We start from the raw sequence: 12,252 nt of genomic DNA, 5'->3' as shown, positions 1-12,252 counted from the left end.
TAGGAGTTGGTTGTGCCGAGCCTGACCGGTCGCGAACGAGCGCGGGCGTTGCTGCAGCGTGTGCCCCTCGTCGACGGCCACAACGACCTCCCGTGGGCGCTGCGGGAGTTCGGTGACGGAACGGGCGAGGACGTCTACACGACCGCGGCGAAGATCAATCTCACGGAACGTCATCCCAGCTTGCACACGGACATCGTGAAAATGCGCGAGGGCGGCCTCGGGATGCAGTTCTGGTCCGTCTGGATTCCCTGCCGGCTCGCGGGCGACGCAGCCGTGACCGCCGTGCTGGAGCAGGTCGAACTGGTCTACGAGCTGGCCGAGCGGTACTCCGACCACCTGGGCGTCGCGACCACCGCCGCGGAGGCCGAAAAAGTTTTCGCGTCCGGGCGTGTCGCGTCCCTCCTGGGGGCCGAGGGCGGACATTCCATCAACTCTTCACTCGGCGTTCTGCGCGCGTTGCGCCGTCTGGGTGTCCGCTACATGACGCTCACCCACAACGACAACACGCCGTGGGCCGACAGTGCCACTGACCAGCCAGAACACGGCGGCCTGACCGAGTTCGGCCGCGACGTCGTGCGTGAGATGAACCGGATCGGCATGCTCGTCGACCTGAGCCACGTCGCACCCAGCACGATGCACGCCGCGCTCGACACGAGCGTCAAGCCGGTCATCTTCAGCCACTCGTCGTGCCGCCACGTTGCGGACCACCCGCGCAACATTCCCGATGACGTCCTGGTCAAGCTGAAGGCCAACGGCGGTGTGGCCATGATCACATTCGTTCCGGACTTCGTCTCACCCCGTGTCGCTGAATGGGACGCAGCCCTTCGTGACGCGATGGCGGCCGCCGGTGCGAACCACGCGGACATGGGGGAGCGCAAGGCGTTCGGCGAGAAGTGGGCCGTGGACCACCCGAAGCCGCTCGCCACTCTCGACGACGTCGTCACGCACCTCGAACACGCCCGTGAGGTCGTCGGCGTCGACCACATCGGCCTGGGCGGCGACTACGACGGCGTGCAGTCCCTGCCCGAGGGCCTGGAGGACGTCTCGACCTACCCGGACCTCATCGGCGCGCTGCTCGACAAGGGCTGGTCCGAGGACGACTGCGCCAAGCTCGCGGGCGCGAACGTCCTGCGGGTGCTCAGGGACGCCGACTAGGGCTGGCGCTGGCCGAAGAGCGTGACGCCGACCGGCGGCAGCCCCACGGCCGTCGCCATCAGCTCGTAGAACGCGGTGCCGTGCTCGGCGAGTTCTCCGTCGAGCGCGGTCCACGACGCGCGCAGTTCCAGGTCGTCGGTGCGGGCCGGGCCGGCGATGTCGCCGAACCGGGCCGACGACGTCTGCGTCACCGTCCCGCCCAGCGCGGTGAACCGGGCGCCGGACTGGTCGAGGGCCTCGGTCAGCCACGACCAGCCGACCTCGGGCAGCAGCGGGTCCGACGCGAGCTCGTGGTCGAGCTCCACGCGCACGTAGGCCACGACGCGCAGGACACCGCCCCACGCCTCGTCGCCGTCCGGGTCGTGCAGCAGCACCAGGCGGCCGGTGGAGAGCTCGTCCGACGGACCGGTGACCTCAGCCGTCAGCGCGTACGCCCACGGCGCGAGCCGCTGCGGTGGGCGAACCTCGGTGAGTTCGATCTCGGGCCTGGTGCGAACCGACTTGAGCGTCCCCACCGCCCGGCGGAAGATTTCCGGCTCGGTCACACAACTGACTGTATGCCTCGGAAACCGACCGAGTGACGGCGGCACGCCGGGACGTGGGACCATGAAAGGGAGATGACTTCTTCAGCCCCCCTCCTCGTGGCCGCAAGTGGCGGCACCCCGTCGCACACCCCTGTCTGGTTCATGCGGCAGGCGGGACGGTCGCTGCCCGAGTACCGGGCGCTTCGCCAGGGCACCGCGATGCTCGACGCGTGCATGGACCCCGAGATGGTCTGCGAGATCACGATGCAGCCGGTCTGGCGGCACGGCGTCGACGGCGCGATCCTCTTCTCCGACATCGTCGTGCCGCTGAAGGCGGCCGGGGTCGACCTCGACATCGTCGCGGGCACCGGTCCGGTCGTCGCGCACCCGGTCAGGACGTTCTCCGACGTCGAGAAGCTGCCCGAGCTGCACGCCGAGCAGGTCCAGCCGGTCGCGGACGCCATCGGGCTGCTGCTCAAGGAACTCCCGCAGCAGGTCGCGCTGATCGGGTTCGCCGGCGCGCCGTTCACGCTGGCGAGCTACCTCGTCGAGGGCGGGCCGAGCAAGAACCACGAGCGCACCAAGGCCCTCATGCACGGCAACCCGGAGCTGTGGCACGCGCTGCTCGGCAAGATCGCCGGCATCACGGCGGCCTTCCTGCACGCGCAGCTCGACGCCGGGGTGCAGGCGGTCCAGCTGTTCGACTCGTGGGCGGGCGCGCTGTCCGAGCGCGACTACCGCGAGTTCGTCCTGCCGCACTCCAAGCGCGTCCTGGAGACCATCACCACCGTGCCCCGCATCCACTTCGGGGTCGGCACGGGTGAGCTGCTGCCGGCGATGCGCCAGGCCGGTGCGGACGTCGTCGGCGTCGACTGGCGGATCCCGCTCGACGTGGCGGTCGAGAGGCTGCAGAAGGCGAACCCGGAGCTGCCGAAGCCGGTCGTGCAGGGCAACCTCGACCCGGCGCTGTTCTTCGCGGGCTTCGAGGCCGTCGAACGCGAGGTGCGCCGCATCCACGCCGAGGGCAAGGCGGCCGCGGGCCACATCTTCAACCTCGGCCACGGCGTGCTGCCCGACACCGATCCGGAGATCATCACCCGGACCGTCGAACTGATCCACAGCTTGTAATGCACGCAAGAGTGCCGCACGTCGCAGTCGTCGGGGGAGGCATCTCCGGCCTGGCCGCCGCGCACCGGTTGCGCATGCTGCTCGGGCCCGACGCGAAGATCACCGTCATCGAGCAGTCCGACCGGCTCGGTGGCAAGCTGCGCACGACCGAGCTCGCCGGGGTGCGGTTCGACGTGGGCGCCGAGGCGTTCCTGCACCGCAAGCCCGAGGCGCAGGAGCTGATCAACGAGGTCGGGCTCGCCGGTGACGTCGTGCACCCGACGTCGGCGAAGTCCTATGTGCACGCCGCGGGGCATACGCACCAACTGCCGCCGCACACGTTCATGGGCGTACCGGCGAGCGTCGAGACAGTGCGGCACATGCTGTCGTCCGAGGGCGCGCTGCGGGTCGAGATGGAACCGACGCTGCCGCCGATCGACCTGCGGGGTGGCGACATCGCGGTCGGCGCACTGGTGAAGGACAGGTTCGGCCCCGAGGTCGCCGACCGCCTGGTCAGCCCGTTGCTCGGCGGGGTCTACGCGGGCCGCGCGGACGAGCTCGGCCTGCGCGCCACGATGCCGCAGATCGCCACGCTGCTGGACAAGGGCGTCGGTTCGCTGCTGGCGGCCGCCGCGACGATGATGCCCGCACCACCGCAGCCGCGTGCCGCGCGGCCACCGGTGTTCGCGTCGCTGGGCAACGGTGTCCAGAGCCTGGTCGACCGGCTCGCCGAGGTGTCGAAACCGGTCGTCCGCCTGGGTCTGCCGGTGCGGGTGCTGTCGTGGCTCGGCGACGGCTGGCGGCTGGAGATCGGTTCGGCCGCGACCCCTGAGTACCTGGAGTGCGACGGCGTCGTGCTCGCGGTCCCGGCTCCGTCGGCGCGCAAGCTGCTCTCGGAGATCGCGCCGCAGGTGTCCGCCGCGTACGGCAAGGTCGAGGTCGCCTCGATGGCAGTGGTCGCACTGGCGCTGCCGCCGGGCACCCGGCTGCCGGACCGCTCCGGCATCCTGATCGCGGAGGGGGAGCGGTACAGCGACCGCATCACCCCGTTCACCGCCAAGGCGTTCACGTTCTCCAGCCGCAAGTGGTCGCACATCGGCGACCCGGTGATCCTGCGCGGCTCGGTGGGGCGGCACGGCGACACGGCGCTCCTGCAGCGCAGCGACGCCGACCTCGTCAAGGCCGTCCGCAACGACCTGTTCGAGCTGACCGGGATCAGGGCCGAGCCGATCGACTACGTGGTGCAGCGCTGGGGCGGGGGCCTGCCGCAGTACGGTGTCGGGCACCTCGACCTGGTCGACACGATCGAGCGCGGCATCGCTGACGTGCCGGGTCTTGCCGTGGCCGGAGCGACGCTGCACGGCGTGGGCGTGCCGGCCTGCATCGCCACGGCCGACGCGGCCGCCGCGCGTGTCGCAGCACACCTGCTGGGCCGCGTTCGCCGTTGAGGCAGGCGTGCCAAGATGGACGTATGGCACGCCTGAACTACAACGAGCTCAACGACACCATCCGCTACACGATGTGGTCGGTGTTCCGGGTCGAACCGGGCAAGCTGCCGGAGGACCGCAGCGCCGCCGCCGCGGAGACCCAGAACTACCTGGACGCGTTGGAGGGCAAGGGCGTCGTCGTCCGCGGCGTCTACGACCTGGCGGGTCTGCGTGCCGACGCCGACTTCATGATCTGGTGGCACGCCGAGGAGATCGAGCAGCTCCAGGCCGCCTACACCGGCTTCCGCCGCACCCCGCTCGGCAAGGTCTCGACGCCGGTCTGGTCGCAGGTCGCCCTGCACCGGCCCGCCGAGTTCAACCGCAGCCACATCCCCGCGTTCCTCGCGGGTGAGGAGCCGCGCAAGTACGTCTGCGTCTACCCGTTCGTGCGGTCCTACGAGTGGTACCTGCTGCCGGACGAGGACCGCCGCAAGATGCTCGCGGACCACGGCAAGGAAGCCCGCGACTTCCCGGACGTGCGCGCGAACACCGTCGCGTCGTTCGCGCTCGGCGACTACGAGTGGATGCTCGCGTTCGAGGCCGACGAGCTGCACCGCATCGTCGACCTGATGCGTCACCTGCGCGGCACCGAGGCGCGGTTGCACGTGCGCGAGGAGATCCCCTTCTACACGGGCACCCGCGTCCCGGCCGCCGAGCTGGTCACGAACCTGCCGTAGCAAACGATGAACGGCGCTTTTGCCCACCTCAGGTGGACAAAAGCGCCGTTCATCGTTTTCAGCTCACCTTGTAGGCGTGGATCACCGTCAGCTCGACGGTGTTGCCCTTGGCGTCCTTCGCCGTGGCCTTCAGCGAGGTCCACTTCGAGCCCGCCGGGTGGTAGATCAACGCGCTGTTGCCGACCACGCCCGCGTTGCGCCACGACTTGCCGTCGTCGTGCGAATACTGCACGCCGGTGACGCGCACCTTGCCCGTGTCACCGTGCGACTGCGTGACCAACCCGATGCGCTGCAACGTTCCCGCGGGCACCGCGCCGTTGTCGTCGAGCTTCGGCGCGAACCGCACGACCGACAGCGGAATGGTGTCGGTGACGCCCGGCGTGCCCCTGGACCTGAACGTCCACGCCGCCGACACCTTGCTGCTGAACTCGAACTGCGAACTGCGGTCGAGGTTCGCCTCGACGCGGAAGTCGGCCTCCGGCAGCGGCACGTTCTGGAAGGTCCGGCCGTCGTTCTCCGCGAGCAGCACGCCGTCGCGGTAGAGCGCTGCCCGGAAGCTGTCCACCGTGGACCCGCCCTGGCCGTTGCCGCCGTCGCTGAGCATCGGCACGGCGATGGACAGCTGCGCACCGGACCGCTGGGCGTACGGGTACGGGGACTCGGGCAGCGCCGGCGAGAACACCGGCTGGTTCTCCCGCTCCTGGTACGTCCTGCCCGGCTCGTACGTGCGGAGCGCGGAGATGGTCTGCTCCAGGCCGCCGTTCGCGTGCGTGATGCTCACGATCGACTGCCAGCGCACGTCCTCGGTCGTCACGTAGTCGACGGCCTTGCTGCCCGCCGGCACCGGGTAGAGCGCGGAACCGCCGCTCACGCCGTGCACCGACTGCGGGAGCTCGCCCTTGGTCGCCGTGCTGCCGGGCCGCAGACCGCCGATGGTGGCCTCGACGCGAGCCAGGTCCGTCTTGGCCGGTGTGCGCGTCAGGCCGTTGGGGATGCCGCCGCCGACCGGGTAGGACAGCCGGTAGTAGATGTTCGCGTCGGCCGCTGAGTTCGCGTGCAGGGTGGTGAGCGACGACATCTCGTTCGGCGGGAGCGGGCCGCCCATCTGGACCGCGGAGATGCCGTCGAAGCCGCCGAACGCCAGCAGCGAGCTCTGCAGCACCACGTCGCCGTACGCGCGCCGGTACGCCAGCTCCCCGGCGACGAAGCTGCCGGTGGGCTCCGGTGCCTTCACCACGATCGGCTGGGCGAGACGCGCGTCCTGCCTGACCGTCACGTCGCCGGTCAGCTTCACCGTCGGCTGGAACACCATGTCGAGACCGGTCGGCGTGCTGATCGTCGTGTCGAGCAGGTAGGTGCCCCTGGGCAGGCGGACCTTCTGGTCGCCGGCGCCGTAGACGGTCTTGGACGACCGGGCGTCCAGGCCGTCGATGTGCGTCAGCGAGACCTCCGGGTCCCCGCCGTCGCGCGCTGTCAGGTCGATCGTGAGGTCGTAGCTCTCCACCTCGCGCTCGACGCCGACGAGCGTGCGCACGGTGTGCGGTCCGGACGTGGCGACGACCTCGCCGGTGTACGCGCCGTCCTGGGTGCCGACGCGGGTGTCACCGGTGACCTTCACCGCCGCGGTGCCCTTGGCCGGCACCGTCACCCGCGAGGAGCTCAGCGAGAACATGCCCTGCGGCGCACCGCTGGTCAGCTTCACGTCGAGCGTGATCGGCGCGTCGGTCGGGTTCGTGTAGGTGATCGTCCTGGTTTCGGGCTTGTCGTCACCGTGCGGCCACTCGTGCCGGCCGAAGTTCACCGCGGCGGCGTCCGCGGTGAGCACCTGGCCGATCGCCTTGGCCACGTCGATGCGGCCCGCACCCTGGTCGAACGCGCTGACCCCCGGCGTCGGCTTGGCCGTGCCGGCCAGCACCGACTTGAGCTGCGCCGGCGTCCACTCCGGGTGCTGCTGCTTGAGCAGGGCCGCGGCGCCCGCCACGTGCGGCGTCGCCATGGAGGTGCCGCTGAACGCGACGTGCTCGCCGTTCGTGCCCGCGGCCGCCGCGACGATGCCGACGCCCGGCGCCGTCACCTCGGGCTTGAGGCCGCTGTCTCCCACCCGCGGGCCCCTGCTGGAGAACGGTGCGAGCGAGTCGTCGCGGTCCACGGCGCCCACCGACAGCGCGGCCTCGGCCGTGCTGGGTGAGCTGACCGTGCCCGGCGCGCCGGAGTTGCCCGCCGCGATGACGAACAACGCGCCGTACTTGGCCGTCAGGTCGTTGACCGCCTGCTCCAGCGGGTCGATCTCCGGGGTGTCACGGCCGCCGAGGCTCAGGTTGACGATCTGGGCGCCCTGCTCCACCGCCCAGCGCATGCCGTCGAGGATCCACGACTCCTGGCAGCCGGCCTGGACGCAGACCTTGGCGTCGATCAGCTGCGCGCCCGGCGCGACACCGCCGTACTTCGCGTCGTGGCTCGCGACGGTCGAGCCCACGTGCGTGCCGTGGCCGACCCTGTCGGTGTTGTCGGGGTCGGTCGTGAAGTTCTTCTCGGCGATCTGCTGGCCTTTGAGGTCCGGGTGGTTCTCGTCCACGCCGGTGTCGACGATCGCGACCTTGACGCCCTTGCCGGTGATGCCCTTCTGGTGGGCGGCGGGCGCGCCGATCTGGGCGACCGACCGGTCGAGGCTCGGCTTGCGGATGCCGTCGAGCCAGATCTTGTCACCGGAGCTCGCCTCGGACTTCAGCGCCGCCCAGTCGTCGTCCGTCCGCGCGGCGAGCCGCGCGTGACCGTCCACGATCAACGGCATGTGGTCGCGGTAGCCGAACTCCAGCAACGTGGTGACGTCGAAGAGCCTGCGGTCGAGCCGGCCCGCCGCCAGGGGCCCGAACGCGTCCTTCGGCACGACCGTGGTGTGCCCGTCGGCGCCGCGGTGGGTCTTGAAGGCCATGCCCTCGCGGCCCTTGCCGGGCTGGATCGCGACGACCTGCTGTCCTCGCCCCAGCAGGACCTTGTCGCCGGTGACGAGCGTGACCTCGTCGACCGCCTGGTTGCCGGTGACCGGTGGTGGAGCGGCCCAGGCGGTGGTGGCCGGTGCCGCGGTCAGTGCGAGCGCCGCGATGGCGGCGCCCAGCACTTCCGTTTTTCCGCGCATTCGAATCCCCTCGTGGTTCGAATTGCTGCGCGCTGTTCTCCGCGCAGGCCGGAAGGCCTTCTACGGCAATGTGAAAAAGCGCCCCCGACACTTTCGAACGTATCGATGGCGGTCCGGAGGTACACAGGGCTGAACGGGGGATTCTGGTTGAGGAGGTGTTCGCCCGTCAGTTCGACTGCCAGAACTTCCAGCGCGCCTTGCGTTTCACCGGCAGTTCTCCCGCGGCCCGGCACCATTCCGCGAATGCCGCGGCGTCCTCACGCGCGCGAGAACCCGCACGACGTGGGTGTGCCACGGCGTAGGCGTCGAAGAGCGGCCGGAACCTCTCGCCGAGCTCGTCGGCGACGGCCGGACCCAGCATCCGCACGATGCCGCGGCGTTTCGACAGCAACGCGCGGCGTTCGACGTCGAGTCGTTGTTCGTCGAATCCCGCCGGGGCCGGTCCGTTCGCGAGCAATGCGTTCAACAGCTCGGCCTGGGCGGCGGCGAGCCTTTCACGTGCGGCCGGGGAGTCGTTGTCGTCGATCATTTCAGCCACGGTGTTTGTCCACGACGGCGCGGATCGCGGCCAGCTCGGTCGCGATTTCGGTGTCGGAGGGGTAGTTGTCGTCGCGTTCCAGCAGAACGCCGGGTGGTTTCACACGTGAACACAGTTCGTCGAGAACGCCGAGCACCTCCGGCAGCACCGCGTGGGCGTGCGTGTCGTGGTAGACGCCGCCGTGCTCGACGCCGCCCGCCACGTGCACGTATGCCAGGCGCTCCAACGGGATCTCGTCGAGGAACCGCTCCGGGTCGGTGCCGATGTTGCGGGCGTTCGCGTACAGGTTCGCGACGTCGACGAGCAGCCAGCAGTCCGTGCGTTCGACGAGCTCGGCGAGGAACTGGCCCTCGGTCAGCTCGCCGCCGGGCCACTCCAGCAGCGCGGCGACGTTCTCCAGCGCCAGCGGGACGGGCAGGTTCCGCTGCGCCAGCTCGACGTTGGCGACGAGCACGTCGAGCGCGTCCTTCGTGCGCGGCACCGGCATCAGGTGGCCCGAGTCGAGGCCGCCCGCGCGGACGAAGCACACGTGGTCGCTCACCATCGGCGCACCGACGGCCTCGGCGATCCCGCCGAGGTGCTCGACCCGGTTCAGGTCGACCTCGTCCGCGCCGCCGAGCGAGAGCGACACGGCGTGGGGGAGCACCGGGACGCCGCGCTCCAGCAGCAGCGTCACCGACTCCGGTAACCGTCCGATGTGGAGGTTCTCCGCGACGACCTCCACGAAGTCGACGCCGGGCAACCGTTCCACGGTCAGGTCGATCTCCGAGCGCCAGCCGATGCCGACACCCAGATCCGTGATTCCCGCCATCAGTCGCCTCCTCCGCCACCGCAGCCGCCACCGCAGCTGCTGCCCGACGAACAACCGCTCCCCGACGAGCAGCTGCTGCCTGATGAGCAACTACTGGTACCACATCCGCTGCCGCAGCTGCTGCAACCCGACCCACCACCGTCCGAAGAGGACTGTCTTTTCCTGTGCTTCTTGAGCGGCAACATCTTGACGACGCTCTGGGGGAGTCCGAATTCGTCGGCCACCGGGCGGCGGTTCACCTTGCCGCAGAAGCCGTACACCGCCACGTTGTGCACCCGGTCGGTCGCGCTCACGTGCAGCAGAGCCTGCCTGCCCTGCCTCGTGACGGCTCGACGCCCGCGTTGCCACAGAGCGAACAGCAAGGCGATCGGCACCGCCAGGAAGAACTCCGCCGCCACGAAGCCGAGGAGGAACAGCGCGATCGCGAGCGTCAGGGAGAAGCCCCACGCCGGGTTGCGGTGGCGGGGACGCTGCAGGAGCCTGCGGTCGAGCAGGTCCTGGTGCAGAGCCTTCATCTCGGTGCTGAACGCGGTTGACCGCACGACCTGGTCGAACCGGGCGCCGGTCCGTGCGCGGCTCAGCGTGCGAGCCTCGAGCGGGGTGATCGCGCCGCAGTTGCTCAGGTGCACAGCCGAGACGAGGCCCTCTCGCGACACCCGCACCAAGCCCGCGTCGAGCAGTCGCGCCAGCGCGGTCTCCGCGGCCCGGCCCGGGCCCGCGGTCAGGTAGCCGACCTGCTCCACGGTCAGCTGCGTCCCCTGTGAGGTCATCGGTGTGACCATCGGTCCCCCTCAACTGCTGGAACTGCAGCTGCTGCTGCTACTGCTGCAGCTCGAACTGCTGCAGCTGCTGCTGGAACAACTGCTGGAGCTGCCGCAACTGCTGCTGCTCGAACAGGTGCTGCTGCTACTGCAGCTGCTGCTTGAACAACTACTGCTGGCCGAACAACTGCCGGCAGAGCAGCTCGACGCGCTGCTGCAGCCGCTGCCACAGCTGCCACCGTCCGAACGGGACTTCTTCTTGCTGGGCAACGGAGTGACGTACAGGAGGTTGGGCGGCAGGCCGTACAGGTCGGAGACCCGTTGACGGCCAACCACACCGCGCAGCCCGTACAACGCGACGGCGTCCACCCGGCCGCGCGGGTTCATCCGCGCGTGCCCGAGCACGCCCTTGCCGAGCGGCGTGAGCATCTTCTTGTTGCGCAAGAGGAACGCCACGAACAACGCCACGACCGCGACGGCCAGGAGGTTCCGGTCGACGAGGAGCGCCGCCCCCAGGAAGCCGATGCCGAGGAAGATCAGCAGCACCCGGAACGCCGCCCGGCCGCCGTTGCCCTTGCCCCACTTGCGGCGGATGAGGGCCTTGCCCGCCAGGGAGTCGCGCAGCGCACCCATCTCGTGACTGTGCGCCGCCGGTCCCACCACCAGGCCGATCGGGCGGCCCGCGCCGTTGAGCCCGGCGAGGATGAACGCCTCCAGTGCGGTCGTGGCGCCGTGACCGTTCTGGTGGACGGCGGTCACGAGTCCCTCGCGGGAGAACCGCACGAGACCGCCGTCCATCAGCCGGGCCAGGGCGGTCTCCGCCGCCCTGCCCGGTCCCCCTGCCAGGAACCCGATCTCCTCCGCGGTCTGGTCGACCCGGTGCGCCGTCGAAGACTTGGCCATCAGCACTCCCCTCACTGCTGCCAGTGCATCTTCGACGTGAGATCTACCCCCGGGTTCCCGGCGTTACCTGGTTCAGGCCGAACGGGAAGTCAGCCGCCGCAGCCGCCGCCGCATCCACCACCGCAGCTGCTGCCACAGCTGCTGCCGCTCGAACACGAAGAAGAACTCGACGAGCACGAGCTGTAGCTGGAACCGCCGTCGCCACCCGCGTAGCCGGAGGAACTGCCGGAGGACGAGGCGAGCAACGAGCTGCGCACCGCGAGATCCGGGTACACGGCCAAACCACCGAAGAGCACGAGCCCGGCCGCACCCGCGTACAGGGCCTCGTCCGGCATGGCCGCCCTGCTGCTCGTGGTGCGGGCCGCGTCGAGCACCTTGTTGCCCTTGCTCGTGCGCACGTGCTTGCTGCGCCGCATGAGCAGGAGAGCGAGCACGCCCGTGAGGACGAGCAGCAGCGAGAGGTAGCCGACGGGCGCGCCGATCGCGCGGCCGTTGAACCAGCGGACGACGCCGATCGCGAACAGCACCCACAACGCGATGGATCCCTTGCGCGCGGCGCTTTTCGCGACCTCCGGGCGGACGACCAGGCCCATCTCCTCCAGACGCCGGCCGATCGCGGTGACGACGTCGTCCTTCGCCACCGCGGGGATCATCAGGTCGACCGTGCGGTTGGTGTAGCGCTGGCTGTCGGTGATGACGGCGCGGTCCACCGCGTTGAGCGGCAGGCCGGTGGACGTGGCCTGCACGGCGCCACGTCGTGACGTGCGGAGCTCACCCGAGGTGAGCAGTCGCGCGATGGCCGTCTCGACCACGCGCCTCGGACCGCCCGCGAGATAGGCGAGCTCGTCCATGTCCAGGAAGCGTTCGGGCGAGGCGCTGTGCCCCGCCCGAACGCGCACCCGGACGACGATCGCGACCAGCACCGCCAGTGCCAGCCCGATCCAGTACAGCTGAAGGAACTCCGGTCCGGACAATCCCCAAGGCCTCTGCATGCGACCCACCCCCTGACTGCCCCGAAAGTGCTTCGGTGGCGTCCATGGTGTGGTCCGGGCCACAGGCGGGCAATGCTTGTTGACGAAGCCTTAGGGTTGTCCGTCTTCTGTCAATTACTCGTGGCTATGGCTCGCTCTTCGCGGCTAGCTCGACGAGCCGC

The 12,252-nt window shown here is 70.0% G+C and carries 11 protein-coding genes; 4 read left to right on the top strand and 7 right to left on the bottom strand.

Annotated features, from left to right (window positions below):
• The first annotated feature begins 12 nt into the window (after positions 1-12).
• Positions 13-1,155, top strand: coding sequence for a dipeptidase (locus tag ABZV40_RS14150; RefSeq protein WP_355440040.1), 1,143 nt, complete (start codon positions 13-15; stop codon positions 1,153-1,155).
• Here the strand turns inward: ABZV40_RS14150 and ABZV40_RS14145 are convergent.
• On the bottom strand, positions 1,152-1,700 hold the full coding sequence (locus ABZV40_RS14145; protein WP_355440037.1) for a DUF3000 domain-containing protein: 549 nt from the start codon (positions 1,698-1,700) through the stop codon (positions 1,152-1,154). The two genes, ABZV40_RS14150 and ABZV40_RS14145, sit on opposite strands and share 4 nt — an antisense overlap.
• A 72-nt stretch (positions 1,701-1,772) precedes the next feature.
• Here ABZV40_RS14145 and hemE point away from each other — a divergent pair, with 72 nt between their 5' ends.
• The 3 genes from hemE to hemQ are packed head-to-tail and all read left to right on the top strand — an operon-like array spanning position 1,773 to position 4,950.
• Positions 1,773-2,807, top strand: a complete 1,035-nt coding sequence (gene hemE / locus ABZV40_RS14140; RefSeq protein ID WP_355440034.1) for a uroporphyrinogen decarboxylase — start codon at positions 1,773-1,775, stop codon at positions 2,805-2,807.
• Positions 2,808-2,818: 11 nt separating this feature from the next.
• A complete protein-coding gene (gene hemG, locus ABZV40_RS14135; protein WP_355440031.1) occupies positions 2,819-4,234 on the top strand; it encodes a protoporphyrinogen oxidase in 1,416 nt (471 codons plus the stop codon).
• A 23-nt stretch (positions 4,235-4,257) separates the two neighbouring features.
• Positions 4,258-4,950, top strand: a complete 693-nt coding sequence (hemQ, locus tag ABZV40_RS14130; RefSeq protein WP_355440028.1) for a hydrogen peroxide-dependent heme synthase — start codon at positions 4,258-4,260, stop codon at positions 4,948-4,950.
• 58 nt (positions 4,951-5,008) lie between these two features.
• Here hemQ and ABZV40_RS14125 read toward each other — a convergent pair whose 3' ends face one another.
• The 6 genes from ABZV40_RS14125 to ABZV40_RS14100 form a co-directional block, all read right to left on the bottom strand.
• On the bottom strand, positions 5,009-8,086 hold the full coding sequence (locus ABZV40_RS14125; RefSeq protein ID WP_355440026.1) for a S8 family serine peptidase: 3,078 nt from the start codon (positions 8,084-8,086) through the stop codon (positions 5,009-5,011).
• A 166-nt stretch (positions 8,087-8,252) separates the two neighbouring features.
• Positions 8,253-8,615 carry a hypothetical protein gene (locus ABZV40_RS14120; RefSeq protein ID WP_355440023.1) on the bottom strand — a complete coding sequence of 121 codons (363 nt, stop codon included), beginning with the start codon at positions 8,613-8,615 and terminating at the stop codon, positions 8,253-8,255.
• Between the two features lies 1 nt (position 8,616).
• Positions 8,617-9,435, bottom strand: coding sequence for a DUF692 domain-containing protein (locus ABZV40_RS14115; RefSeq protein ID WP_355440150.1), 819 nt, complete (start codon positions 9,433-9,435; stop codon positions 8,617-8,619).
• Positions 9,435-10,205 carry a TIGR04222 domain-containing membrane protein gene (locus tag ABZV40_RS14110; protein ID WP_355440020.1) on the bottom strand — a complete coding sequence of 257 codons (771 nt, stop codon included), beginning with the start codon at positions 10,203-10,205 and terminating at the stop codon, positions 9,435-9,437. The genes ABZV40_RS14115 and ABZV40_RS14110 overlap by 1 nt, the downstream gene beginning before the upstream one ends.
• Before the next feature lie 21 nt (positions 10,206-10,226).
• Entirely contained in the window at positions 10,227-11,099 is an 873-nt protein-coding gene (locus ABZV40_RS14105) for a TIGR04222 domain-containing membrane protein (protein ID WP_355440017.1), read from the bottom strand.
• A gap of 89 nt (positions 11,100-11,188) precedes the next feature.
• Positions 11,189-12,091, bottom strand: coding sequence for a TIGR04222 domain-containing membrane protein (locus ABZV40_RS14100; RefSeq protein WP_355440014.1), 903 nt, complete (start codon positions 12,089-12,091; stop codon positions 11,189-11,191).
• Positions 12,092-12,252 lie beyond the last annotated feature (161 nt).

This window comes from Lentzea sp. NPDC004782 (genome assembly GCF_040609115.1).
GTDB lineage: Bacteria > Actinomycetota > Actinomycetes > Mycobacteriales > Pseudonocardiaceae > Lentzea.
Note: the sequence above shows the minus strand (reverse complement) of the source record. Positions and strands in the feature narration are given on the sequence as shown.